The following is a 25,517-nucleotide window of genomic DNA, read 5'->3' as shown; positions in this document are numbered from 1 at the left end:
GAAGATGGCGACGAACTCCTGGCCCGCACGGCTATGGCAGCGGACGTCGCTGATGCAGCGCCTGGCCCTGGTCGCCATGCTGCCCACGCTGATTACCGCCGCCCTGCTGGTGACCCTGCTGACCCGGCATCAGCTGGTCAACCTGCACCGCATGGCACAGAGCAATGCGGACAGCATCGCCACCCAGACCGCCTCGATCTGCGTGCAGCCATTGCGCAACCAGCAATTGCGCGAACTGCTGCACATCGCCGACTCGGTCGGCGAACTGCCTCATGTGACGCGGGTGCAGATCCGCACAGCCGCCGGGCAGATTCTTGCCGACCATCGCGCACCTGAAGACAGCCACCATCCGCAGGAAATCCTTACCGTGATGCGCGATGTGATCGATCGCGTCCCGTCCGGGCAGCAGACCCTACTCGGCTCGGTGCTGGTAGGCGTGAGCCTGCACGAGGCCATCGCCGCCCAGCATGCAAGCCTGCGCCACGCCCTGCTCGTACTGTTGCTGAGCCTGGTGGTCGCCGGGGTGATCGGTTGGCTAGCCGCGCGCTGGATCAGCGCACCGCTGCGCCACCTGGCCGATGCCGTGCAGCAACTCGGTGCCGGCAACCGCAAGGTCGTGGTAGCCGTGACCGATCGCACTGAAATCGGCGAACTGCAGCAGGGCTTCAATCATGCGTCGGCTGCGCTGTTCGACATACAGCGCGGCATGGAACAGCAGATCGAACAGGCCACCCTGGAACTGGCGCACAAGAACGCCGCGCTGGAAGCGGCCAGCGTGGCCAGGGCACGCTTTCTCGCCGCGGCCTCGCATGATCTGCGCCAGCCGCTGTACGCGCTGACCCTGTTCTCCGCAGCACTCGCCGTCGACGAAACCGATCCGCGGCGACTGGACCGCATCGCGCATATCCAGGAATGCGTGCAGTCGCTCGATCACCTGTTCAGTGAGCTGCTTGACCTGTCGCGGCTGGAATCGGGGGCGGTCCAGATCGAACTCAGCGAGTTCCCGCTCGATCAGGTTTTCATCGAGGCCTGCCGCAATTTCGACATGGTGGCCGAACAGCGCGGACTGCAGCTGACTACACGCCACACCGGACTGTGGGTGCGCAGCGATCGCACCATGCTGATACGCATGCTCAGCAACCTGATCAGCAATGCCTTGCGTTACACACACCTCGGTGGCGTGCTGCTCGGCGCACGCCGCGATGGCGCGGATCATGTGCGCGTCGAGGTGTGGGACACCGGCCGCGGCATTGCCCCCGAGCACCTTGCGAGCGTGTTCGACGAGTTCTATCGCATCGATGACCACCATGACGACAGTTCCTCGCGTGGTCTCGGCCTTGGCCTGGCCACGGTGCAACGTCTGGCTGAGCTGCTCGGTAGCGAAGTACGGGCAAAGTCCCGGCTCGGGCGCGGCAGCGTGTTCCACTTCAAGCTGCACAGCGCTCCTGCGCGAGAAGAACTGACGTCGCCCAGCGACGACATCTCGGCCGACCTTTCCGGCAAGCGCGTACTGGTGTTGGACGACGACCCGGCAACACTCTCCGGCATCCGCTTCCTGCTGCACAGCTGGGGCTGCGAAGTAGCTGTCGCCGAGGACCGGCTGCAGGCGCTGGAGGCCATCGAGAACTGGCCTGCCCCGGCAGATATCGTGATATCCGACCTGCACCTGCGCCACGGCGAACGTGCGCTCGATGTGTTTGCCGCCATCGACCAGCACTACCTGCGCGATGGCGAAGCGCCGTTCGCGCGACTGCTGATCACGGGCGAAACCCGCAACGACCGGCTGCGCGAGATCATCGCCGCAGGCATCCCGCTGTTGTACAAGCCCGCCTCGCCCCAGCAGTTGCGCGAAACCATCGTGGCTGCATGGAAGTCCGCGCGCGGGTGATCATCGAACCCTTGCAGCCGCACCCAGGCGATGGACAAAAAAAGAGCGCCCATGGGGCGCTCCGCAACTTGGTGGGTCGTCCGGGATTCGAACCCGGGACCAATAGATTAAAAGTCTACTGCTCTACCAACTGAGCTAACGACCCATTTGCAAAACTCAAGCCGACAATTTTACGGGCTGGGCGACAACGGCACAAGCAAGAACCGGTTCAGACGTAATGCGTAGGATCGGGCAGGCCTGCCTCGCGGAAACCCTGCGCACGCAAACGGCAGGCATCGCAATGGCCACAGGCGCGCCCTCCGTCGTCTGCCTTGTAGCAACTTACCGTGGCCGAGAAATCCACGCCGAGGCGCTGGCCTTCGCGGGCGATATCGGCCTTGCTCATGCGCATCAGAGGGGCGTGGATGCGGATGCCCGCACCCTCGACACCGGCCTTGGTGGCGACATTCGCCAGCGTCTCGAAGGCGTCGATGAAGGCAGGGCGGCAATCCGGGTAACCCGAATAATCGACCGCATTGACGCCGCACCAGATGTCGCTCGAACCGAGCACCTCGGCCCAGCCCAGTGCAATCGACAGCATGATGGTGTTGCGTGCCGGCACGTAGGTCACCGGAATGTCGCTGCCGCCCTCGGCGGTATCCAGCGGCACGTCGATGTCGGCGGTCAGCGCGGAGCCGCCGATGCTGCGCAGATCGATGCTGACGGTCTTGTGTTCCACCGCACCGAGCATGCGCGAGACACGGTCGGACGCAGCCAGTTCGGAGTTGTGGCGTTGGCCATAGGCCACGCTCAAGGCATGCACCTGATAGCCCTGCTCGCGCGCCAGTGCGATGGTGACGGCCGAATCCATGCCGCCGGAAACCAGCACGACGGCCTTGCGCAATGAATTTTGAGACATGATGTATTCCACACAAAAGTGACCGGTTGCCGGCCGCAAACGCCACCGGCAACACAGGCCGGCGCGCATAAAACAGGAGTGAGTGGAGAAAGAGTACGTGCTGCGCGCTTTTCTCTCACTTCTCACGCCTCTTCACTCATTCCTCGCCTCAATGCCCGGCTGCGTCATTCCACAGCAGCTTGTGCAGCTGCAACTGAAACCTTACTGACAGCTTGTCGGCAATGATCCATTCGGCCAGTTCACGCGGCTGCACCGCGCCGTGCACCGGTGAAAACAGCACCATGCAGCGATTAGCCAGCGCGTGCTCGTCCAGCATCGCGCGCGCCCACTCGTAGTCGGCACGGCTGGCGATCACGATCTTGATCTGGTCGTGCGGCAGCAGATGCTCGAGATTCGACCACAGGTTGCGCTTGCTCTCGCCGGAATCGGGCGCCTTCAGGTCCATCACCTTGTGCACGCGCGGATCGACCGCGGAGACATCGAGCGCGCCGGAAGTTTCCAGCGACACTTCGTAACCGGCATCGCACAGTTTCTGCAGCAGGATCAGGCAGCGCTTCTGTGCCAGCGGCTCGCCGCCAGTCACGCAGACATGCTTCGCGCCATGTGAGGCCACTTCGGCGAGGATGTCGTCGATCGCATGCCAGTCGCCGCCGTAGAACGAATATTCGGTATCGCACCAGACGCAGCGCAGCGGGCAACCGGTCAGCCGCACGAACACGGTGCGCCAGCCGATCGCATCGGCCTCGCCCTGGATCGAGTGGAAGATCTCGGTGATGCGCAGCCGCTCGGTCGCCGCTGGTGCAGGCGTGGAAACGTCCACGCTTGCGCTGTTGCCGTTCACTGCAACGACCTCAGTTGGCCGACTGCAACTGGATGCGTTGCAGGCGTTCCTTGGCCAGGCTGGCAGCCTTGGAGCCGGGATACTTGGTGGTCACTTGCGTCAGCGTGGCCTTGGCCGCCGCGTTCTGCTTCAGCTCAAGCTGGCTGTAACCCACCTTGAGCAACGCTTCGGGTGCCTTGTCACTTTGCGGAAACTGGTTGAGCAGCTGCTGGAAGGACTCCAGCGCCACCGAATAATTGGTGGTGGCGTAGTACGACTGACCCAGCCAGAACCAGGCATTGGGAGTCAGTGCATGATTCGGGTATTGCTTGATGAAGCCGCGGAATTCACGCGATGCCAGCACGTAGTCACCGGCGCGGATCGCCTTGAAAGCCACGTCGTAGGCGGCCTGGGCGGCAGCCGGATCGGCAGCACTGCCCGCGACGGCAGATTGGGCACTCGCCGCATTGTCGCCAGCGCTTGCGGCCGCAGGCACCGGGTTGTTGGCCGGAGCCGGTGGATTGCCGGCACCTGTTGCGGCAGCAGCCGGGGCGCCCGCACTGCCACTCTCGATGCGTCCCAGCCGTGCATCGAGATCGGTGTACTGGGCCTTGTTCTTGTCTTCGAGTTCCTGCAGATGATGCTGCAATTCCTCGATCTGTCCCTGCAACTGCTGCACTTGCGCCTGCAATTGCTGGACCTGGTTGACCATGCCGACACCGGACTGGTCCTTGTTCTGTGCCTGCTGTTCCAGCGCTGCGACACGATCGGCGAGACTCAGCCGTGAATCCTGCGCGCATACCGGTAACGCGAACAGCATGGCGGACGCGATTGCGCCCGCCATGCTGATCCTGGCTGCAAAGCTGTTAGCCAGTCGCTTCATCACTTACTGCGCCGTGTAGACGATCTCGACGCGACGGTTCTTGCTCCAGCAATCCTCGTTGTGCTCGCGGCACACCGGCTTCTCTTTGCCGTAGCTGATCACTTCGAGCTGGCTGGCCGAACCACCAGCTGCCTGCAGCGCGCTGGAGACGGCATTGCCACGACGCTCGCCGAGGCCCAGGTTGTACTCACGCGTGCCGCGCTCGTCGGTGTTGCCTTCGAGACGGATGTGCGACATCGGGCGATCCTGCAGGTACTTGGCGTGGCACGCCATGATCTGCTGGAATTCCGGCTTGATCTCGGTCTTGTCGAAATCGAAGTACACGACGCGCTGACGCAGGCAGGCATCGGTATCGAGATCGGCCGGGGTGTACTTGCCGGTGGTCTGGTTGGTTTCGGTCTGGGCCATCGACTCAGGAGCCTGAGCCTGCGGCTTGACTTCCTGCTTCTTGGAGCAGGCGGCCGCGCCAACACAGAGCAGGGCGACCAGGGCGACGCGAACGGTCTTATTCATGATGACGTTCCTTACGGGTTGAGTTCCGACTAACGATGACGATATGGATTACGGGACAGCTGACGCCGGTTAACCGGCTGTTATTTTGACACGTGAAAGATCGATCGTGCGTGACAATGCACAATCGACCTGACTGGCGATGACGCGGCAAAGCGTCACAACCGGAAACCGAAATACGCCAGTGGCGCTGTTCGGGCCCAATACTTGAGCATCATGTCGCTACATTTGATGCGAAGCAACATGAAGAATCAGCGTTGCCGGTAAGGGCCCCAAGCTGGCTCCTGCACACTGCCATCGGCAAGTGCGAGCCGCTGCCGGACCATCCCGTCGTTGGATACTGAATACAGAACCCCGCGAGTGCCTTCGGTAGTGGCGTACAGAAGCATGCTTGCATTAGGCGCAAAACTGACGGCGTCGTCGATCGGACCCGGGGAGACAAAGCGCAGCTGCCCGCCCAGACCGCGATCCAGAATGGCAATACGATACACGTTCCCGTTGCCCTGCACCATCGCGATCTGCTTGCCGTCGTAGCTTACCGAGGGCTTGAGGTTGTTCTGACCCTGGAAGGTTATTCGATCGGCAGAACCGCCACTGACCGTGGTCTGGTAGATCTGCGGCCGACCGGAACGGTCGGAGGTGAAATAGATGCTCTGGCCATCCGGCGCCCATACCGGCTCGGTATCGATCGCCAGGTTGTTGGTCAGGCGGGTCTCCTGACGACTGCCCAGATCAAGCACGAAGATCTCGGGGTTGCCGACATAGGACAGCGAAAGCGCCAGCTTGCTGCCGTCCGGCGAAAACGCCGGCGCGCCGTTGATGCCCTTGTGGGAAGAGACCAGCTGGCGCGAGCCGGTGGTGATGTCCTGGATGTAGATGTTCGAATTGCCGCCTTCGAACGACACATAGGCAATCTTCCGGCCATCCGGCGACCACGCCGGCGACAACAGCGACTCCTTCGAACGGGCCACCACCTGCGGATTGAAGCCATCCGAATCGGCCACGATCAGCGAATACGTGGTGTTGTCACCCAGGCCCACGGCCGTGATATAGGCGATGCGGGTCCAGAATGCGCCACGCACACCGGTGATCTTCTCGTAGATCTGATCGGCGATCTGGTGGGCCACGCCGCGCAAATCACCCGCCGGGGCCGTGAACGCCTGCGCCAGCAGGCTCTGCTGCTTGTTTACGTCCCACAACTCGTACTCGACCCGCAACATGCCGCCACCGGCATCCTTGATGCGGCCGACCACGATGTAGTCCTGCTTGAGCAAGCGCCAGGTAGCGAACTTGATGTCCGACCCCTGCGCCGGGAATTCCACCACGTCGCTCTTGGCCAGCGAACGGAACTTGCCGGAGCGGTTGAAATCGTTACGCATCACGTCGGCAACGTCGGTTGACGGCGGCGTACCACCCTGCTGGGCGAACGGCACGACCGCGATCGGCGTAGCGGTCAAGGTGCCTTTGACGATGTCGATGTTGAGTGACTGGGCTGTGACAGGGCCAGCGAACAATGCCGCCACAGCCAGCAGGATGACAGCGAGACTTGAGCTGAATTTGTGCATGGGCTTGATCATTACGGCCTGAAGGTGAAGGTAAGGTTGCGCTGGAACACGCTTTCAAAACCTTTGTAAGGCAAGGTCTGGGTTCGCAGCACTGCATTTTCGACCGAACGTCGACCGGCATCATCGTAGGGGCAACTGGAATCAACCGTGGCACTCAACACGTCACCGCCAGGTGATTGCACGATATGAACTTGGCATGGAACACCCGGCATGTTATCCGGACGCAACCAATTAGGCGTGACCGCATTCTGAATGGCCGCGGCATATTCGTCGGCCAGACTGCTGTTTGCGCTGTTGTTGCCGGTCTGGCGTTGATCGGCCTTGGGCAGGTCTGGCTGAGCGTCGTCCTTGGCATTCGCCAGATCCTCCATCTGCTGCTTGGCCTGTTTCGCCTTGCTGTCGAGATTTTTCGTCTGCTGTGCCGCCGCATCCATCTTGGCGAACAACGCATCGATCTGTTTCTGTTTCTCTTCTTTCTGCTTGGCCGCCTGTGCATCGATTTCAGCCTGACGCTGCCGCTGTTTCTCTTCCTGCAGCTGCTTGGCGTCGGCCTGTTCCGCCGCGTCCTCGACCACCCGCTCCTGATCCTTGACGTCCGGGTGCTCGGGCGGCGGTGGCAGGGTTTTCACCTGTGGCGCCTCGACCGGTGGCGTCGGTGGCGGCACCGTCGGCGGTGGCGGCACGGTATTGGGCACCGGCTTGACCTTCACGGCCTTCGGCGGCGGACTGCCGGTCGTGCCGATCAGGGTCGCCTCGATGACCTGACCCTGCAGCTCCAGCGGCTTGGAACAGGTGATCGGGTTCATCCAGGTCGGCAGGTGCAGGGCGTCAAAGACGCTCTCGTAGCTCGAGCACGGCAGGATCGCGAGGAACAGGAACCCCACGATGCCGATGTGCAGGATGGCGGAAAGTACAACCGCCTTCGACGTCCCCTTACTTTCGTCCATTGGACGTGCTCTTGCCCTGCTCGGGTTGACCCATCAAGCCCACCTTGGCGACGCCGGCCTGCTGCAGATCGGCCAGCACCTTGAACACGCCGCCGTAGGCACCGCGCTCGTCGCCACCCACCAGCACGCTGACTTCGGGGTTCTCGCGCACGAACGCGCCCACCTTGAGCTTGAGGGCGTCCTCGTCGACGAGTTCCTTCCGGGCACCGCTCAGCGTCAGGTACAACTGACCATCCTGCAGCACCGAGACCAGCACGGGATCCTTCTTCTGTTGCAGCGACTTGGCATTGGCCTGCGGCAACTGCACGTCGACGCTGGAATTCATCATCGGCGTGGTGACCATGAAGATGATCAGCAACACCAGCATCACGTCGATGTACGGCACAACGTTGATTTCGGATTTGAGTTTGTAGCGCTTCTGGCGCCCGGACTTGCGCATGGCTGTGCTCCCGCTCAAGCCGCGTCGTCGGTCTGGATCTGCCGCTGCAGCACCGAGGAAAACTCTTCCTGGAACACGTCATAACGCGAGGCGATGCGTTCAACCTTGGTGGCGTAACGGTTGTACGCCCATTGCGCCGGAATCGCCGCGAACAGACCCATCGCGGTGGCGATCAATGCTTCGGAGATGTGCGGGGCAACCACCGCGATGGTCACATCCTTCATTTCGCCCAGGCCCTGGAACGCGCCCATGATGCCCCACACGGTACCGAACAGGCCCACGTACGGGCTGATCGAACCGACATTGGCGAGGAACTCCAGATTGCGCTCGAGCCGGCCGATTTCGCGGGTGCCGGCGACCTGCATGGCACGTTCGGAACTCTCCATCACGCTGCGCACGTCATGCGTCTTGCGCTGACGCTGGCGCGCAAATTCGCGAAAGCCCGACTCGAAGATGTTCTCGATACCGCCGTTGTCGGCACCGCGATTGCTGACCTCGCGGAAAAGCTGGGCCAGATCGCCGCCGGACCAAAAGCGCTCTTCGAACGCCTCGGCATCCTGCAGCGCAGCCTTGGTCTGCGAGTACTTGCGGATGATGATCACCCATGACATGAACGAGCCCACCAGCAACACCGCCAGCACCAGTTGCACCGGCAGGCTCGAATCCGCGATCAGCGTGAAAATGTTCAGTCCACCGTTCATTGCTTGAAGGTTCTCCGCCAGTCGGCTTGGTTGTCAGGGGGCAGGTTCGGGAATCAGATCGGCGGGAATCGGCGCCGCGCGCATGCGCTGGATATCCACGCACGCCACACGCACCAGTGCGCGAATCAGGCAGCTGCCGTCCATCCGGGTGATTGTCTGGGTGAACAGGATACTGGCTGCGCGCCGTTCTTTGACTTCAACCGTCACCGACAGTTCATCATCCAGCAGGGCTGGCTTGAGGAAGTCGATCCGCATGTCACGCACCATGAAGGCCAGTCCGGTGGACTGCTTGAACGCCATCTGGTCGACGCCGAGCGTGCGCATCCACTCGCTGCGGGCGCGCTCCATGAAGCGCAGATAGCCCGCGTGATAGACCACGCCGCCGGCGTCGGTGTCTTCCCAATACACCCGCACCGGCCAGCTGAAAGGCGGTTTTGATGCTGGCTCAGACATCGCCGGCCTCGGCACTGAACAGATCGACCACCTGTGTCTGACGCGGCGGGGGGGTCAAGCCCAGATGACGCCAGCCCTTGGCACTGACCATGCGGCCACGCGCAGTGCGGACCAGATAACCCTGCTGGATCAGATAGGGCTCGACCACGTCCTCCAGCGTGCCGCGATCTTCACTCAATGCAGCAGCCAGGGATTCCACCCCGACCGGTCCGCCGTCGAAATTCTCGATAATCAGGCTGAGCAGGCGTCGATCCAGTTCGTCGAAACCTTCCGGATCGATCTTCAACATGTCCAGCGCGGCCTGCGCCGCCGCCAGGGTGATCTCGCCACCGGCGCGCACCTCGGCGTAATCGCGCACGCGGCGCAACAGGCGGTTGGCAATGCGCGGGGTGCCGCGCGAGCGGCGGGCGATTTCCTGTGCGCCTTCCGGCGCGCAGACGATGCCCAGGATACGTGCGGCGCGGCGCACGATCGCAGCGAGTTCTTCGGCTGTATAAAACTCCAGCCGCTGCACGATGCCGAAGCGGTCGCGCAACGGTGCAGTGAGCATGCCGGCGCGAGTAGTGGCGCCGATCAGCGTGAACGGCGGCAGGTCCAGCTTGATCGAACGCGCAGCCGGCCCTTCGCCGATCATGATGTCGATCTGGAAATCCTCCATCGCCGGATACAGCACTTCCTCGACCACCGGCGACAGGCGATGGATCTCGTCGACGAACAGCACGTCGTTCGCCTCGAGGTTGGTCAGCAGCGCGGCGAGGTCGCCGGCACGCTCCAGCACCGGACCGGAGGTGGAACGCAGGTTGACGCCCAGTTCGTTCGCAATGACGTGGCTGAGCGTGGTCTTGCCCAGGCCGGGCGGCCCGAAGATCAATACGTGATCCAGCGCTCCGCCACGCTTCCTGGCCGCTTCGATGTAGATCGACAGCTGCTCGCGTACCGCCTGCTGACCGAGATACTCGGCCAGTCGTTTCGGGCGGATGGTGGCCTCAAGCGCTTCGTCGTCGAGCTGCGCGGCGGCGGTGATGATGCGATGCTCGGTCATGCAGCGAATTATGGCAGGAACGAAGCGTGGCCGGCTGGACTAAGGACGCCCACCCCGTGCCACGCGCGCCCTAGATCTCCACCTGCGCGCCCAGCTCGATCAGCCGGTTGCCTGGAATCTGGAAGAACGCCGTGGCCGGTACGGCATTGCGCGCCATGAAGGCGAACAGCTTGTCACGCCACAGCACCATGCCGGGACGACGCTTGTCGGCGACAATGTTCTCGCGCGACAGGAAGAAGGTGGTATCCATCAGGTCGAACGGCATGCCGGCCGACGAGCACAGCGACAACGCCAGTGGGATGTTCGGATCCTCCGCGAAACCGAAACGCAGCTCCAGGCCGAAGAATTCGTTGCCCATGGCGGTGATGTGGATTCGCTCGCCGGGATCCGCCACCGGCGTTTCCAGCATGTCCACCGTCAGCATCACGTTGCGCTCGTGCAGCACCTTGTTGTGCTTGAGGTTGTGCAGCAGTGCGTGCGGCACGGAATTCTGGTTCGCGGTGAGGAACACTGCCGTGCCTGGCACCCGCAGCGGCGGATGCTCGGAAATGTTCGCAATGAACGGCGCCAGCGCCAGGCCGCCCTGCTTGATCTCACGCACCACCAGTTCACGGCCACGGCGCCAGGTGGTCATCAGCACGAATACACCCAGACCCAGCACCAGCGGGAACCAGCCGCCGTACTCGACCTTGATCAGGTTCGCGCCGAGGAAGGACAGGTCGATCGTCAGCAGCAGCACACCGGCCACAATCACCGCAAAGCGACTCCAACCCCATTGGTGCCGTGCCACCACCAGGGCCAGCATGGTGGTGATCGTCATGGTGCCGGTCACCGCAATGCCATAGGCCGCGCTGAGGCTGTCGGAGCTGCGGAAGCCGAACACCGCCACCAGCACCATCACCAGCAGGAAGCTGTTGACCCAGGGCACGAAGATCTGCCCGGACATCTCGCGCGAGGTGTGCACCACCTGCATGCGCATCGAGTAACCCAGCGACATTGCCTCACGGGTCATCGAGAACGCGCCGGAAATCACCGCCTGCGAGGCGATCACGGTGGCGATGCAGGCCAGACCGATCATTGGATACAGCAGGACCTGCGGCACCATCTTGAAGAACGGGTTGTCGATCGCCTCAGGGTGGGCGAGCAGCAACGCGCCTTGCCCGAAATAATTGAGCACGAGCGCCGGCAGCACGAAGCTGAACCAGGCCAGCCGTATCGGCCGCTTGCCGAAGTGCCCCATATCGGCATACAGCGCCTCGGCACCCGTCAGCGCCAGCACCACGCCACCAAGCGCGATGAACGCCTGCATCCCATGGGTAAAGAAGAAACGCACGCCATGCATCGGATTGATCGCCCACAATACCTGGGGATTTTTCGCGATCAGATGTATGCCAAGCAACGCAATTACAATGAACCAGACCACCATCACCGGCCCGAACACATTGCCCACGCGTGCGGTGCCATGACGCTGCATCGCAAACAGGAAGAACAGGATCACCGCCGTCACCGGCACCACCCAATGCGCCAGACCGGGCGCTGCCACCTTGACACCTTCTACCGCCGACAACACGGAAATTGCCGGGGTGATCACGCCGTCGCCATAGAACAGCGAGGCACCGAAGATGCCGAGGATGGCCAGCACCCAGCGCAACTTCGGCTGCTCGCGCACACTGCGTTGCGCCAGCGCCATCAGCGCCATGATGCCGCCCTCACCCTTGTTGTCGGCGCGCATGATGAACACTACATATTTCAGCGATACCACCACAATCTGCGCCCAGAAGATCAACGAGAGCACACCGTAGATGCTTTCCGGCGTCGGCCTCATGCCGTCGTGGCTGAGCGTGGTCTGCAAGGTGTAAAGCGGGCTGGTACCGATATCGCCATAGACCACGCCGATCGCGCCCAGCGCGAGTGCGGCGAGGCGCCGCCTGGTTTCAGTCTCGTTTGTTCCGTGCATGGTTTCCTGACTCACGAATTCAACTCCCGAGCGCAGCGCGCAACGCCTTGCGGATGATGGCTTCAGCGTTGTCGCCTTCGGCAGCAACCTTCTGTACCAGCCGGGTCACTTCGACCGGCTTGTAGCCCAGCTGCTGCAGCGCCACGGTGGCTTCGCCGGCCGCATCGAGTGGCGCACCGGCATCCTGTCTGGATCCACCATGCAGGCTGGGCAGCCCATCCAGGCGATCGCGCAACTCGACCACGATGCGCTCGGCAGTCTTCTTGCCGATGCCTGGAATCTTGGTCAATGCAACCACGTCGCCGGCATGCACCAGTCGCGCGAAATGATCAGTTGAAACCCCGGACAATACCGCCAGTGCGATCTTCGCGCCGATCCCGCTTACTTTCAGCAGGTTGCGGAACAGCGCGCGCTCCGCCTCGTGCAGGAAGCCATACAGCGTCACGCTGTCTTCCTTCACTGCATGATGGGTAAGCAGAATCACTTCCTTGCCGAGGCTTGGCAGGTCGTAGATGGTCGACATCGGCGCCTCGACTTCATAACCGACTCCACCGACCTCGACCAGCAGCGACGGCGGCTGCTTGGAAATCAGGATGCCGCGCAGACGTCCGATCATCGACGCCGTCTCCAATCCATATTCGTCATCGCCGCCGTCTCCAGGCCGTACGCGGAATGCCTACACGGACCAGGCTGGCGCGGGTATGCGCATGGGTCACCGCGATCGCCAGCGCATCGGCCGCATCGGCCTGCAACGGGCCCTTGAGGCCGAGCAGCACGCCGATCATGTGCTGTACCTGGGTCTTGTCGCTGCGGCCACTGCCGACCACGGACTGTTTCACTTCGGTTGCTGCGTATTCGTGCACCACGATCCCCTGACTGACCACCGCACAAATCGCGGCGCCACGCGCCTGCCCCAGCTTCAGCGCCGAATCGGGATTGCGCGCCATGAACACACGCTCGATCCCGCACTCGACCGGCTGATGCGCGGCGATGATGTCACACAGCTCGTCAAAGATGCGTTTCAGGCGCAACGGAAACGTCGCCTCGCCAGCCACGGCCAGTGCCCCATGGAAAACGTGGCTGAGCTTGCCCGTATCGTCCACGTCGATGATGCCCACGCCAGTGCGCTGGCTGCCCGGGTCGATGCCGATGATTCTGGTCATGGAGTGCAGCCAGGCGCGGTGGCAGGCGAGCCTGCCGGCCGACGCTTACGGATGGGCCTCGGCCGGCAGCGCGGCGTTGTGATAGATCTCGTGCACGTCGTCGAGCTCTTCCAGCCAGTCGATCAAATCGAGCAGGGTTTCCTGCGCTTCCGCGGGAATAGCCACCCGATTGGCCGGCCGCATCACCACCTCGGCACGTGCCGCCTTGAGGCCAGCCGCGGCGAGCGCCTGCTGCACCACCTCGAAGCTTTCCGGCGCACACAGCACGCTGCTCTCGCCCGCCTCGTTCACTACATCGTCGGCACCAGCCTCGAGTGCGGCCTCGAGGATCTTCTCTTCCTGGGCGGCGTCACCCGCCGTCTCGAACACCAGCTCGCCGCAACGATGGAACTGGAACGCCACCGAACCACTGGTACCGAGGTTGCCGCCATGCTTGGTCAGCCCATGACGCACGTCGGCGACGGTGCGCACCGGATTGTCGGTGACGCAGTCGATGATCAGCGCGATGCCGGCCGGGCCATAGCCTTCGTAGCGCAGCTCGTGCATATCGGCGCCGCCGTCGGCACCGGAACCGCGCTTGATCGCACGGTCGATGGTGTCGCGCGTCATGTTCGCCGATAGCGCCTTGTCGACCGCTGAGCGCAGTCGCGGGTTGGCCGCAGGATCGGCCATGCCGGCGCGGGTCGCGACGGTGATTTCACGGATCAGCTTGGTGAACACCTTGGCGCGCTTGGCGTCTTCGGCGTTCTTGCGACCTTCGATGGACGGGCCTCTACCCATGACGATGCCTGCACTCGGATCAGATGAATGAACTGCAAATTTTACCTGATTTCCGGCCGCGTGCCGGAACCGCGACAACAGGCGGCAGGGCGCAGGCAAGCTTGCTCAGTCGGCCTCGAAACGGCCCTGTCGCAGGAATCGGGCCGTGCGCTGAGCCACTTCGGAGGAAAACAGCAGTCCCGTATGGTTGGCCTCGACTACACAATGCGCAGCCAGACCAGCCAGGCGGGTTTCCTCCACGGCCACCGTGCCATCGTGCTCGCCGGCAAGATGGCCGAGCATGGCACCCAGGCCGAGCGGCATGCGACCGGCGATCATGCCGACCTCGCGTGGCCCGTCCCAGCGCTCGAAACCCTGCTGCAACAATTCGCGGTTGTGCCCCAGCAGCACCTCACCACCACGACCCCATGCGGCAAATCCACGCGCGGCGGCACTGCCCTTCAACGGCGAACCCAGACAGACGATGCGTCCGGGTGGCAACTCGCCATCAAGACAGGCACGCAAGGCCAGCAGGCCGCCAAGGCTGTGACCGACCAGATGCACCGTATCGGTCTCCGCCGCCAGGCCGTTCATGCGCGCCTGCAGCCGATCCAGGATGCGCTGCTGGGTGGCCGCCACGCTGAGGTAGTCGAAGCGGTGCACGCGAAAGCCTGCCTCGATCAGCCGACGATGCAGCATGGACAGCGCGAAACCGCGCATCCACAGACCGTGCAGAAGGATCACATGATCAGACATGGCGCAAACGAAGCCTGACGCGAAGTGAAATTAACGGCAACGCCGCCGCACGCAAGCGTGTCAGCATGACCTTCCGATGCCAGCCAACTGCATCCGCGCACAGACTCAAGCGCCGTGAGCCTCGTCATCCAGCACCTGCACATGCAACTCCTTCAGTTGCACCGCTGCGATCGCCGATGGCGCATCGGTCATCAGGCACTGCGCGCTGGTGGTCTTGGGAAACGCGATCACGTCGCGGATCGACTCGGTACCGGCCATCAGCGCAGCGATGCGATCGATGCCGAACGCGAGGCCGCCATGCGGTGGTGCGCCGAATTTCAGCGCCTTGAGCAGGAAGCCGAACTTCGCTTCGGCCTCGGCCGCGCCAATGCCGAGCAGCTCGAACACCGCGCTTTGCATCTCCGGTCGATGGATACGGATCGAACCACCGCCGATCTCGTTGCCGTTGAGCACCATGTCATAGCCACGGCTCACCGCCGTGGCCGCATTCGCGCGCAGGTCGCCGATATCGTCCACCTTGGGGGCGGTGAACGGATGATGCAGGGCGACGTAGCGCCGCTCTTCCGTGTCGTATTCGAACATCGGGAAATCGGTGACCCATAGCGGCTTCCAGCTGTTCTCCACCAGACCGCGATCCTTGCCGACCTTCAGGCGCAACGCGCCCATGAAGTCGGTGACCGTCTTCCACTTGCCGGCACCGAAGAACACGATGTCACCCGACTGCGCGCTGGTGGCCTTGAGCACACCGTCCAGCGCCGCGTCGTCGAGGAACTTCGCCACCGGCGAACTGATACCGTCGCGGCCCTTGGCCAGATCCTCGACCTTCAGCCAGGCCAGACCCTTCGCGCCATAACGCGACACGTATTCGGTCAGCCCGTCGATGTCCTTGCGCGACAACGCACTGCCGCCCGGTACACGCAGCGCGGCAACGCGACTATCCGCATCATTCGCCGGCTCGGCGAACACCTTGAACTCGACGTGCTTCACCGCCTCGGCGATGTCGACCAGTTCCAGCGCGATACGCAGGTCGGGCTTGTCCGAACCGAAACGACGCATTGCTTCGGCCCAGGTCATGCGCGGGAAGCTCGCATCGAGTTCCACACCCTGCACGTCGCGGAATACGTGGCGGATCAATTCCTCCACGAAGTCCTGCACGTCCTTTTCCTCGACGAAGGCGAACTCCAGGTCGAGCTGGGTGAATTCCGGCTGGCGGTCGGCGCGCAGGTCCTCGTCGCGGAAGCAGCGCGCGATCTGGTAGTAGCGGTCGAAGCCGGCCATCATCAGGATCTGCTTGAACAGCTGCGGCGACTGCGGCAACGCATAGAACTGGCCCGGATGCACGCGGCTCGGCACCAGGTAATCGCGTGCGCCTTCCGGCGTGGCCTTGGTCAGGATCGGCGTCTCGACGTCCTGGAAACCACGCTCGTCGAGATAACGACGCAGCGCCTGCACCAGCTTGATGCGCTTGCGCATCATCGCCTGCATCTCGGGTCGGCGCAGATCAAGGTAGCGGTAGGTCATCCGCATGTCTTCGTTCGGATTCTCGTGCAGCGCGAACGGCAGGTCCTTCGCAGCGTTGAGAATCTCGACCGTGTCGGCCAGCAGCTCGACGTTACCGGTCTTCAGCTTGTCGTTGACGGCGATGCGCTTGCGCAATGTGCCGGTAACGCGCAAACAGTATTCGTTGCCGATCTCGCCGGCCACTGCGAATGCCGCCGCGTTATCACGTTCGATCACAACCTGCGCCAACCCTTCATGATCGCGCAGGTCGACGAAGGCGACGTGACTCTGCAGGCGCAGGCTGTTGACCCAGCCGCACAGGGTGACGGTCTGGTCGATCAGCGATTCGTCGATGAGGCCGCAGTAATGCGTGCGCATGCGCTTGGAGCTCCGGGCCGCGGGGCGGCAAAACAGATGAAAAAGACCGGCAATCTTACCACCGCCCCGCATTGCCGGGCTGCCTGCAACCCGGCAATGCCACGCCGACGAGGCTTACCAGCGTCGATCCACCACGAACACGCCACGGCAACCGTGGTCGGTCCAGACGCCAGCGCGATTCCAGCCCCAGCTGTAACCCTCGCTGCAGCGCGTGTCCGACAACTGATTCAACAGCCGCACACGACCATGCCCACCGACATCGACCTGGCAGAAGGAATAGCGCTTGCCGTTGCTGTCGCATTGCAGTCGTATCTGCCGGTTCCAGTCAGGGCCAGGGCGCCAGCCACCATTGTTCTGGCCATGATCGTCCCAGCCGGGGCGTCCACCGTAGGCCACTTCGGCAAACTGGCCGCGACAGCCGCGATCCACCCACAGGCCCTGACGATCCATTCCCCAGCTCTGACCGCGGATGCATGCGCCCTTCGACTCCTGTCGAACCAGCTGGGCATCACGCCAGGGCACCATGCAACGATTGAACTGGCCATTGCTGCTCTCGCAGCGAATCACCCTGCCCGCTGACTGTGCATGTACGACCGGCGCGACGACTGTCAGGGACAGCGCGACAACCAGACTCGCTGCGATGCCGCCAGTAATTCCATGTAGCAGATGCATAGATCACTCCGTGGTGAATACCGCCATGTCAATCGTGGGCCACACCAACCGTATTGAACATCGACCGCCTTCACCAGCCCGGACGGCTGGCGTTGGCACCGCTCATTCGCTGCCGGCGACCTTGCTCGCTGGCGCTGCTGGTGCGGCTGGTGCCGACGCAGGCGTCACGGCGGTCGCACTATCGCCACTTGAGGTGGATTTATCGCCACCCGCCGCATCGGCCAGATTGCGCTTCCTGTCGCCATCCTTCTTGAAGTCGGTCTCATACCAGCCACTGCCGGCCAGACGGAACGACGGTGCGCTGACGCGCCGACGCAACTGGGGCGCATCGCAGGCTGGACAGATCGATGGGTCGGTATCGGACAACTTCTGCAGGCGATCAAAACGATGACCGCAATGACTGCATTCGAATTCGTAGATGGGCATGGATACTCCTGGCTTGCCGGCCCTGCCTGAGGCCGGCAGCGCCCCATTATCAGGCCATCCGCCAGGATTTCAACGTACGGCCAGCCATTGTGCCTTCTCGTCACGTCGAGCGGGCTCTTGCTGAGTCAGCGCACCACCTTTTGACCTCTGCGCAACTTTTCCGTGTGCCCTGGCCGACCGCCACACGCTCTTGGAACACACGTAACACGGCATAACGCTGCATAACACTTCGTGACCTGAGATTGGCACAGTGCCGCGCAAAACATGGCGCAACCAACGGGGCTTCACGCGGTGGCAAGGTCGCCAGTTCGATCCTGACCATCCATGTCGGCCATGCCGCTCAACGTATGGGTGTCTGCGACTACACCTTGTCGGAATCCGGCCATTGAAAATACCGAGTTACTGATACGTCCCGGCAACGGTCCCTGCAGAAGACGAGACACAACGCCATTTTCCCGCGGACCCACCACGACATCGGTGCAGGTTTCGGCTGACAGGGCAAGCAAGACCGGTGGCATTCGTTCAGGGGCAAACACCATCCATCGACGGCCATTTCGCTCCAGCAGCCGCTGACCCTATCCACGGAGGATCGAATGGGAGCCATCATCATGAACTGGTACTTCAGGGCACTGGGTAAATACGCCACCTTCGCCGGCCGCGCGCCACGCAAGGAATACTGGTATTTCGGACTGATCAATGCGGCCATCCTGATCGGGCCGGCCATCGCCATCTCCATGACCGCCAGCGCCGGGCATTCGCCACTGGTACTCACCGTCGTCCATGCAGTCTTCGCACTGCCGATTCTCGTACCGGGCATTTCAGTCATGGTGCGTCGTCTGCACGACACGGATCACAGTGGCTGGTGGTTCTGGATTTCACTGGTACCGGCGATCGGCGGTCTCGTGCTGCTGGTGTTCGCCGTCCTGGATAGCAGCCCGGGGAACAACCAGTACGGGCCTTCACCCAAGAACATGGTGGTCTGACCACAGGCAGGAAAGTCCTGACTGGAGCATGATGGCATCCGCCACGGGTCGGCAAAATGGGGGAGCCGGCCCGCGTCGCGACCGCAATGCGGGGCCGCAAGATCGGCGCCGGGACTGAAGTTGGGGCAGTGTCATATCCACAAACCGGAGGGGAATCTCATGAAACGCATGAATTGCATCGCCATCAGTGCCGCACTCACGCTGGCATTGACTGCGAGTGGCACGGCGATGGCCCGCGAAGCACCAACCCTGGCCGTTGCCGTGATCGACTTCACCAACCAGACCAGTTCCGCTTCCTGGTGGGGCGGCGATGTCGGCCCCCAGCTCGCCGACATGCTCAGCAATGAATTGAGCGCTACCGGCGACTTCAAAGTGATCGAGCGGCAGAAGATCAACGCCGTGCTGTCCGAGCAAGATCTTGCCAGCTCGTACCGCATGCGTCCTGGCAGCACGCCGCATACCGGCAACATCACCGGTGCGCAGTATCTGGTCACCGGCTCGGTCAGCGCATATACCGAGGACGCATCCAGCACTGGCGGTGGCGTCAACATCGCCGGCTTTCATCTGGGCGGTGGCCAGAAGCAGGCCTATGTCGCCATCGACCTGCGGGTGATCGACGCGGAAACTTCCGAAGTCGTGTACTCACGCACCGTCGAAGGCCACAGCACCGACAGTGCAGTCAATGCCGGCGGCTATTTCGGCCATGGGATAGGTAGCGATGTGCAGCATTCACAGAAGACTCCGGCCAGCAAGGCGATACGTGCAGCCTTGATCGAAGCCAGTGATTACCTGGATTGCGTGATGGTCAAACGCGACGACTGCGAGACCCGGTTCCAGCAGAAGGAACAGCGCCGTCGTCAGAACGACAAGAACTCTCTCGATCTCGAGTGACAAACAGTCCAGGCGGAGCACGACCGGCCTGTCTCTTGCTCCCCTGCCTCTTCTTGGAACGTCGCGGGGCTGGCGTACCCAGCCCTGCGACCCGGACAACCCTGCTCATGGCAATGCGTACCCTGAAAACCGGCAGGGAGGAATCCTGTTGGTCACGCTCTTCGCAGGTCGCGGCGGTATCCCTTCCGCCGCTCCAATCCAGTCCGCTGCCACGGCCTGCGGACCGCTACGCAAAAATCAGCTGCGGCTTGCTTCCATCCTGTGGAACGCGAGATGTCCGCCGGTGGCAGTCACACTGATCGTATCGCCTGGTTGAAAACGACCCTCGAGAATCTGCTTTGCCAGCGGATTCTCGAGTTGCTGCTGGATCGCCCGCTTCAACGGTCGTGCGCCATAGACCGGATCGAAGCCGGCATTGCCGAGCAGGGCCAGCGCGTTGTCGCCAACCTCCATTTTCAGTTGACGCTCGGCCAGACGCTTCTCCAGATACGCCAGCTGGATCTTTGCGATCGCGCGAATCTGTTTCTTGTCCAGCGGACGGAACACCACCAGCTCGTCGAGCCGATTGATGAACTCCGGGCGGAAGTGCGCCTGCACCACGCCCATCACCGAGGCTTTCATCTGCGTGTACTGCTCCTCGGCGTCGCCGCCTTCGCTGTTCTCGGAGGCGTCCTGGATCATCTGCGAACCAAGGTTCGAGGTCATCACGATCACGGTGTTGCGGAAATCCACCGTGCGACCCTGGCCATCGGTGAGGCGGCCGTCATCGAGCACCTGCAACAGGATGTTGAACACGTCCGGGTGCGCCTTCTCCACCTCGTCCAGCAGGATCACGCTGTATGGCCGACGCCGCACTGCCTCGGTCAGATAACCGCCCTCTTCGTAACCGACGTACCCGGGCGGTGCGCCGACCAGCCGGCTCACCGAGTGCTTCTCCATGAACTCGCTCATGTCGATGCGCACCATCGCATCGGTGGTATCGAACATGAACTCGGCCAATGCCTTGCACAGTTCGGTCTTGCCCACGCCGGTGGGGCCGAGGAACAGGAAAGAACCGTTTGGTCGATTCGGATCGGATAGCCCGGCGCGCGAACGACGGATCGCATCGGATACCGCACGCACCGCCTCATCCTGACCAACCACGCGACGATGCAAATCGTCTTCCATGTGCAACAATTTCTCGCGCTCACCCTCGAGCATCTTGGCGACCGGAATCCCGGTCCAGCGCGCCACCACTTCGGCAATCTCCTCGGCCGTGACCTTGTCCTGCAGCAGCTTGAAATCCTGCGTCTCGGCGGCCTGCGCCGCGGCGAGCTGTTTCTCCAGTTCCGGCAGCCTGCCGTATTGGATCTCGCTCATCTTCGCGTAGTCCTGCCGGCGCTGCGCCGCGTCCAGTTCCTGCCGCGCCTGCTCGATCTGCTCCTTCACCTTGGTCGCACCCTGCAGCGTGGCCTTCTCGGATTTCCAGATTTCGTTGAGATCTGAGAACTCGCGCTCCAGCTTCTCGATGTCCGTTTCCAGATCGGCGAGGCGCTGCTTCGATTCGCTGTCCTTCTCCTTCTTCAGCATCTCGCGCTGGATCTTCAGCTGGATCAGCCGACGCTCCAGCCGGTCGAGTTCCTCCGGCTTGGAATCGATCTCCATGCGGATGCGCGAGGCGGCCTCGTCCATCAGGTCGATCGCCTTGTCCGGCAACTGGCGGTCGGCGATGTAGCGATGCGACAGCGTGGCAGCTGCGACGATCGCCGGGTCAGTGATCTCGACGCCGTGATGCACCGCGTAGCGCTCCTTCAGCCCGCGCAGGATCGCGATGGTGTCTTCCACCGACGGCTCGCCCACGAAGACTTTCTGGAAACGCCGCTCCAGCGCAGCATCCTTCTCGATGTACTTGCGGTATTCGTCCAGCGTGGTGGCGCCGATGCAGTGCAGCTCGCCGCGCGCCAGCGCGGGCTTGAGCATGTTGCCGGCATCCATCGCGCCGTCGGCCTTGCCCGCGCCGACCATGGTGTGCAGCTCATCGATGAACAGGATCACCCGGCCTTCCTGCTTGGACAGGTCGCTGAGTACGGCCTTCAGGCGCTCCTCGAACTCGCCGCGGAATTTCGCGCCAGCGATCAGCGCGCCCATGTCCAGCGCCAGCACGCGGCGGCCGCGCAGGCCTTCCGGCACTTCGTCCTTGATGATGCGCTGGGCCAGCCCTTCGACGATCGCGGTCTTGCCCACGCCGGGTTCGCCGATCAGCACCGGATTGTTCTTGGTGCGCCGCTGCAGCACCTGGATGGTGCGGCGGATTTCCTCGTCACGGCCGATCACCGGATCGAGCTTGCCGGACTCGGCGCGCGCGGTGAGGTCGATGCAGTATTTCTCCAGCGCCTGGCGCTGCTCCTCGGCGTTCTCGCTCTGTACCTTCTCGCCGCCGCGCAGCTTCTCGATTGCCGCTTCGACATTCGGTTTGGTCGCACCCGCCGCTTTCAGCGCCGCGCCCAGTTCGCCCTTGTCATCCAGCGCCGCCAGCACGAACAGCTCGCTGGCGATGAACTGGTCGCCGCGCTGCTGCGCCAGCTTGTCGGTGAGGTTGAGCAACCGGGTCAGCTCGTTGCCCGCGTGGATGTTGCCTTCCTGCCCGCTGACCTTCGGCAAGCGCTCCAGCATGTCGTTGACGCGCGGCTGCAGTGCCGGCACGTTGACCTGCGCCTGGGTCAACAACGGTCCGGTCGAGCCACCCTGCTGGTTGAGCAGCGCCGCCATCACATGCACCGGTTCCAGCATGTTGTTGTCGCGGCCCACGGCCAGCGACTGCGCGTCGGCCAGCGCCTGCTGGAAACGCGAGGTGAGTTTGTCCATCCGCATATCGAGATCCCCTGCAAGAGATGAAAGGATTTGGCGGACCCGCCGCCACTGCCCGCAAAGATGCGGACTGCGGCGGACGATTCAAGCAAACAGCATGACGACGACGCGTCAAGATCCCGGCGGGCAGTCAGCTGTCGGCCAGCCAGATCAGGCTGGCAAAGCGGCCGCTGCGCGCGCCGTCACGACGATAAGAATAGAACCGCGGATCGCTGAATGTATCGAAGCCACCGCCGTAAATTTGCGTCACTCCCGCCGCGGCCAGCCGTCGCCTGGCCAGTCCAGCCAGATCGCACTGCCAATGGCCCGGCCGCATGGGCACGAAACAGTCTGCCGTCGCTGCATCGGGCTTCACGAAAGCGGCACGTACATCCTCACCCACTTCATACGAGGTCGCACCGATGCATGGCCCCAGCCACGCCAATAACCGCTCACGGGGCGAACGCAACTGAGTAAGCGTCGCCTCCAGCACCCCAGCCGCCAAGCCCCGCCAGCCGGCATGCGACGCGCCGATCTCACTGCCGTCATCGGCACAGAAAAGTACGGGCAGGCAATCGGCAGTAAGAATCGACAGCACGGTGCAAGGGATATGCGATACCGCCGCATCCGCCTGCGGTTCGTCCGGACTGGGCAACGGTCCCAGCTCGGCCACGTTGATGCCGTGCACCTGGCGCAGCCAGCGTGGGACGGCCGGCAAGCCCAGCGACTGCTGCAGCGCGCTGCGGTTGGTCGCCACCGCATCGGCCATGTCGCCACTGCGCAGGCCTAGATTGAAGCGCTCGAACGGCGGCGCCGAGATGCCCGGCCCGTAGCGGGTGGTGATGGCAGCATGGACACGCGACGGCGCCGGCCAGTCGGGGAAGATCCAGGTATCGGTCATGGTTTCCGGGGAACGGGGAACGCGGAGAACACAAAGCATCGCACACACTCCGGCTTTGTTCCGTAGCCCGGTTCCCGTACCTCAATAATCGTCCGAACCGTGTTCGAGCAGATCCGTGCGCAGCGCCTCGATCAACGCCAACTGATCAGCCGGCCGCTCGGCGCTGAACGACAAGGCCTCGCCACTGATCGGATGCACGAACGACAGTTTCTCGGCATGCAGCGCCTGCCGCCGGAAACCGCGCAACATGGCGATCAGCTCTGCACTGGCACCCTTGGGCAGCTTCAGGCCACCGCCGTACAGCGGATCGCCGATCAGCGGATGATGGATATGCGCCAGATGCACGCGGATCTGGTGAGTGCGGCCGGTTTCCAGCTGGCATTGGAGCAGGCTGTGCGCACGAAAACGCTCACGCAGCCGATAGTGGGTCACTGCACGCTTGCCATCCTCCTCGTCGCGCACAGCCTGACGCAGCCGGTCGCCCATGCTGCGGCCAATCGGCTCATCCACCGTGCCGCCGGCCACCATCGTGCCCAGCACCACGGCCTCGTATTGCCGTTCAACCTCGTGCCGCGACAGCAGGTCGACCAGTGCGGTATACGTCGGCAATGTCTTCGCCACTACCATCAGGCCGGAAGTGTCCTTGTCCAGCCGGTGCACGATGCCGGCGCGTGGCAGTTCGGCCAGCTTCGGATCGTGATGCAGCAACGCGTTGAGCAGGGTGCCCGCCGGATTGCCTGCACCCGGATGCACCACCAGGCCTGCCGGCTTGTTCAGCACGAGCAGATGCTCGTCCTCATGAACAATATCCAGCTCGATGTCCTCGGGCGTGCTGGTGACCTCGACCGCCAGTTCAACCTGGAGCCGCACCAGTTCGCCACCGTGCAGTAGCTGGCGGGGTGGCGCCACTACGCCATCCAGGGTCACTGCACCGGATTTGACCCAGCCGCTGAGCCGCGAACGCGAATAGTCGGGGAACATCTCGGCCAAAGCCTGGTCGAACCTGCGTCCTGCCGCGCCCAACGGTACCGTCGCCTCATGCCGGATGGTGGTCATGCCGGCATCCGCGGGCGGTGGCCGGTTTCGGCTATCATTCCTTTTCGATCAAACATCTGAATCCTGTCCTCATGCGCGTAATCAAGTTGCCGATGTCCAAATTGCCTGCCCTGAAGGTGCTCGTCGTGCTCGCGCTCGCCGTGTGCATGAGCGCCTGCTCGATGTTTCATCACAAGAAGCGCGACAACGTCGACACGATGCCGGTGGAAGCGCTCTACAACAAGGCACACACTTCGCTGGAAAACGCTGACTATTCGGCATCCACCAAGGCTTACCAGCGCCTCATTGCGCGCTTCCCTTCAGGTCCCTACAACGAACAGGCCCAGCTCGACCTGGCCTATTCGCAGTACAAGGACAACCAGCCGGACGATGCGTTGTCGACCATCAACAGCTTCATCAAGACGAATCCGACCAACAACCATGTGGATTATGCCTACTACCTGCGCGGTCTGATCAATTTCGATCGCACCGGCGGCGTTCTTGAGCGATACATCGAACGCCGCGACAACCAGGCCCGCCGCGACCAAGGTTACAACCTGCAGTCGTTCGACGACTTTTCGGAGCTGTCGCGCCGCTTCCCGGACAGCGCCTACACTGCCGATGCACGTCAACGCATGATCTACCTGCGCAACACGCTGGCCCAGTACGAAATCAACGTGTCCGAGTTCTACCTGCGCAACAAGGCCTATGTCGCGGCGGCCGATCGCGCGCAGTATATCGTCGAGCATTACCAGGAGGCGCCACAGACCGGTGACGCCCTCGCCATCCTTACCCGCAGCTACATCGCACTGGGTCACAAGGAACTGGCCGAGCAGACGCGCCAGGTGCTGGCACTGAATTACCCGAACCACCCTTACCTGACTGACGCCAAATGGCCGCACGCGCCATCCACGCTGCGCAAGATGGTGCCGTTCTCCGGGCATCACTGAGGCCTCAGCCTTTGCATCGTCCAAGCCGGCGATTCATCGCCGGCTTTTTTATGTGCATGACTCCCACCTGCACAAAAGCCGGCACCTTTTGCCGCAGATGCGCATCCCATCACGCGAACCGGGCCGTCAGTAGCTCGCTGCGACAACGCGCCATCTGTCGCACACCCGGTAGCT

Annotated in this window: 25 protein-coding genes and 1 tRNA gene; 4 read left to right on the top strand and 22 right to left on the bottom strand. The window is 62.8% G+C overall.

The features are described from left to right. The first annotated feature begins 52 nt into the window (after positions 1 to 52). Positions 53 to 1,888, top strand: a complete 1,836-nt coding sequence (locus tag B0E51_RS03650; protein ID WP_254424395.1) for a hybrid sensor histidine kinase/response regulator — start codon at positions 53 to 55, stop codon at positions 1,886 to 1,888. Between the two features lie 69 nt (positions 1,889 to 1,957). Here the strand turns inward: B0E51_RS03650 and B0E51_RS03645 are convergent. From B0E51_RS03645 to B0E51_RS03555, 19 genes are all read right to left on the bottom strand, one after another. Further along, a tRNA-Lys gene (locus tag B0E51_RS03645) sits at positions 1,958 to 2,033 on the bottom strand. A 63-nt stretch (positions 2,034 to 2,096) separates the two neighbouring features. After that, positions 2,097 to 2,771, bottom strand: coding sequence for a 7-cyano-7-deazaguanine synthase QueC (queC, locus tag B0E51_RS03640; protein ID WP_174570594.1), 675 nt, complete (start codon positions 2,769 to 2,771; stop codon positions 2,097 to 2,099). 163 nt (positions 2,772 to 2,934) lie between these two features. Further along, complete coding sequence (queE, locus tag B0E51_RS03635) at positions 2,935 to 3,606, bottom strand: 7-carboxy-7-deazaguanine synthase QueE (protein WP_143525788.1); 672 nt, start codon at positions 3,604 to 3,606, stop codon at positions 2,935 to 2,937. A gap of 31 nt (positions 3,607 to 3,637) precedes the next feature. After that, positions 3,638 to 4,450, bottom strand: a complete 813-nt coding sequence (ybgF, locus tag B0E51_RS03630) for a tol-pal system protein YbgF (protein ID WP_077443474.1) — start codon at positions 4,448 to 4,450, stop codon at positions 3,638 to 3,640. 42 nt (positions 4,451 to 4,492) lie between these two features. Then, on the bottom strand, positions 4,493 to 5,002 hold the full coding sequence (gene pal, locus B0E51_RS03625; RefSeq protein WP_077443473.1) for a peptidoglycan-associated lipoprotein Pal: 510 nt from the start codon (positions 5,000 to 5,002) through the stop codon (positions 4,493 to 4,495). A 248-nt stretch (positions 5,003 to 5,250) separates the two neighbouring features. Continuing rightward, the gene (tolB, locus tag B0E51_RS03620) at positions 5,251 to 6,576 is read right to left on the bottom strand and encodes a Tol-Pal system beta propeller repeat protein TolB (RefSeq protein ID WP_174570588.1); all 1,326 of its coding nucleotides are present in this window, start codon (positions 6,574 to 6,576) and stop codon (positions 5,251 to 5,253) included. Then, positions 6,576 to 7,511 carry a cell envelope integrity protein TolA gene (locus B0E51_RS03615; protein WP_077443472.1) on the bottom strand — a complete coding sequence of 312 codons (936 nt, stop codon included), beginning with the start codon at positions 7,509 to 7,511 and terminating at the stop codon, positions 6,576 to 6,578. Before B0E51_RS03615 ends, tolB begins: the two co-directional genes overlap by 1 nt. After that, positions 7,498 to 7,950 (bottom strand): protein TolR, encoded by a 453-nt coding sequence (tolR, locus tag B0E51_RS03610; protein WP_077443471.1) that lies wholly within the window; start codon positions 7,948 to 7,950, stop codon positions 7,498 to 7,500. The genes B0E51_RS03615 and tolR overlap by 14 nt, the downstream gene beginning before the upstream one ends. A 14-nt stretch (positions 7,951 to 7,964) precedes the next feature. Next, positions 7,965 to 8,651: a protein TolQ gene (tolQ, locus tag B0E51_RS03605; RefSeq protein WP_077443470.1), complete on the bottom strand. Its 687-nt coding sequence runs from the start codon at positions 8,649 to 8,651 to the stop codon at positions 7,965 to 7,967. A gap of 33 nt (positions 8,652 to 8,684) precedes the next feature. Beyond that, a complete protein-coding gene (ybgC, locus tag B0E51_RS03600; RefSeq protein ID WP_077443469.1) occupies positions 8,685 to 9,104 on the bottom strand; it encodes a tol-pal system-associated acyl-CoA thioesterase in 420 nt (139 codons plus the stop codon). Beyond that, positions 9,097 to 10,146, bottom strand: a complete 1,050-nt coding sequence (gene ruvB, locus B0E51_RS03595) for a Holliday junction branch migration DNA helicase RuvB (RefSeq protein WP_077443468.1) — start codon at positions 10,144 to 10,146, stop codon at positions 9,097 to 9,099. Before ruvB ends, ybgC begins: the two co-directional genes overlap by 8 nt. A 70-nt stretch (positions 10,147 to 10,216) precedes the next feature. Further along, positions 10,217 to 12,103, bottom strand: a complete 1,887-nt coding sequence (locus B0E51_RS03590) for a potassium transporter Kup (protein WP_077443467.1) — start codon at positions 12,101 to 12,103, stop codon at positions 10,217 to 10,219. A 19-nt stretch (positions 12,104 to 12,122) separates the two neighbouring features. Continuing rightward, the gene (gene ruvA / locus B0E51_RS03585) at positions 12,123 to 12,719 is read right to left on the bottom strand and encodes a Holliday junction branch migration protein RuvA (protein WP_077443466.1); all 597 of its coding nucleotides are present in this window, start codon (positions 12,717 to 12,719) and stop codon (positions 12,123 to 12,125) included. A 25-nt stretch (positions 12,720 to 12,744) separates the two neighbouring features. Continuing rightward, positions 12,745 to 13,266 carry a crossover junction endodeoxyribonuclease RuvC gene (gene ruvC, locus B0E51_RS03580; protein WP_077443465.1) on the bottom strand — a complete coding sequence of 174 codons (522 nt, stop codon included), beginning with the start codon at positions 13,264 to 13,266 and terminating at the stop codon, positions 12,745 to 12,747. 45 nt (positions 13,267 to 13,311) lie between these two features. After that, positions 13,312 to 14,046 carry a YebC/PmpR family DNA-binding transcriptional regulator gene (locus B0E51_RS03575; RefSeq protein WP_077443464.1) on the bottom strand — a complete coding sequence of 245 codons (735 nt, stop codon included), beginning with the start codon at positions 14,044 to 14,046 and terminating at the stop codon, positions 13,312 to 13,314. Between the two features lie 105 nt (positions 14,047 to 14,151). Beyond that, a complete protein-coding gene (locus B0E51_RS03570) occupies positions 14,152 to 14,781 on the bottom strand; it encodes an alpha/beta fold hydrolase (protein ID WP_077443463.1) in 630 nt (209 codons plus the stop codon). A 105-nt stretch (positions 14,782 to 14,886) separates the two neighbouring features. After that, a complete protein-coding gene (aspS, locus tag B0E51_RS03565) occupies positions 14,887 to 16,659 on the bottom strand; it encodes an aspartate--tRNA ligase (RefSeq protein ID WP_077443462.1) in 1,773 nt (590 codons plus the stop codon). Positions 16,660 to 16,773: 114 nt separating this feature from the next. Further along, on the bottom strand, positions 16,774 to 17,331 hold the full coding sequence (locus B0E51_RS03560) for a DUF3011 domain-containing protein (RefSeq protein WP_077443461.1): 558 nt from the start codon (positions 17,329 to 17,331) through the stop codon (positions 16,774 to 16,776). A 102-nt stretch (positions 17,332 to 17,433) separates the two neighbouring features. Beyond that, positions 17,434 to 17,757 (bottom strand): zinc ribbon domain-containing protein, encoded by a 324-nt coding sequence (locus tag B0E51_RS03555; RefSeq protein ID WP_077443460.1) that lies wholly within the window; start codon positions 17,755 to 17,757, stop codon positions 17,434 to 17,436. A 593-nt stretch (positions 17,758 to 18,350) separates the two neighbouring features. On the opposite strand from B0E51_RS03555, the gene B0E51_RS03550 reads away from it, so the two are divergent. Beyond that, positions 18,351 to 18,740, top strand: coding sequence for a DUF805 domain-containing protein (locus tag B0E51_RS03550; RefSeq protein ID WP_254424394.1), 390 nt, complete (start codon positions 18,351 to 18,353; stop codon positions 18,738 to 18,740). Between the two features lie 159 nt (positions 18,741 to 18,899). Beyond that, a complete protein-coding gene (locus B0E51_RS03545) occupies positions 18,900 to 19,631 on the top strand; it encodes a CsgG/HfaB family protein (protein WP_077443459.1) in 732 nt (243 codons plus the stop codon). 237 nt (positions 19,632 to 19,868) lie between these two features. Here B0E51_RS03545 and clpB read toward each other — a convergent pair whose 3' ends face one another. The 3 genes from clpB to rluD all read right to left on the bottom strand — a co-directional run bounded on the left by clpB (position 19,869) and on the right by rluD (position 24,414). Continuing rightward, positions 19,869 to 22,481, bottom strand: a complete 2,613-nt coding sequence (gene clpB, locus B0E51_RS03540) for an ATP-dependent chaperone ClpB (RefSeq protein WP_174570586.1) — start codon at positions 22,479 to 22,481, stop codon at positions 19,869 to 19,871. Positions 22,482 to 22,608: 127 nt separating this feature from the next. Further along, positions 22,609 to 23,358 carry a peptidoglycan editing factor PgeF gene (gene pgeF / locus B0E51_RS03535; protein WP_077443457.1) on the bottom strand — a complete coding sequence of 250 codons (750 nt, stop codon included), beginning with the start codon at positions 23,356 to 23,358 and terminating at the stop codon, positions 22,609 to 22,611. An 81-nt stretch (positions 23,359 to 23,439) separates the two neighbouring features. Further along, a complete protein-coding gene (gene rluD, locus B0E51_RS03530; protein WP_077443456.1) occupies positions 23,440 to 24,414 on the bottom strand; it encodes a 23S rRNA pseudouridine(1911/1915/1917) synthase RluD in 975 nt (324 codons plus the stop codon). Between the two features lie 71 nt (positions 24,415 to 24,485). On the opposite strand from rluD, the gene B0E51_RS03525 reads away from it, so the two are divergent. After that, positions 24,486 to 25,343, top strand: coding sequence for an outer membrane protein assembly factor BamD (locus B0E51_RS03525; RefSeq protein ID WP_254424393.1), 858 nt, complete (start codon positions 24,486 to 24,488; stop codon positions 25,341 to 25,343). Positions 25,344 to 25,517: the final 174 nt, after the last annotated feature.

Origin of the sequence: Rhodanobacter sp. C05 (assembly GCF_002001165.1) — a bacterium.
Lineage (GTDB): Bacteria > Pseudomonadota > Gammaproteobacteria > Xanthomonadales > Rhodanobacteraceae > Rhodanobacter.
Note: the sequence above shows the minus strand (reverse complement) of the source record. Positions and strands in the feature narration are given on the sequence as shown.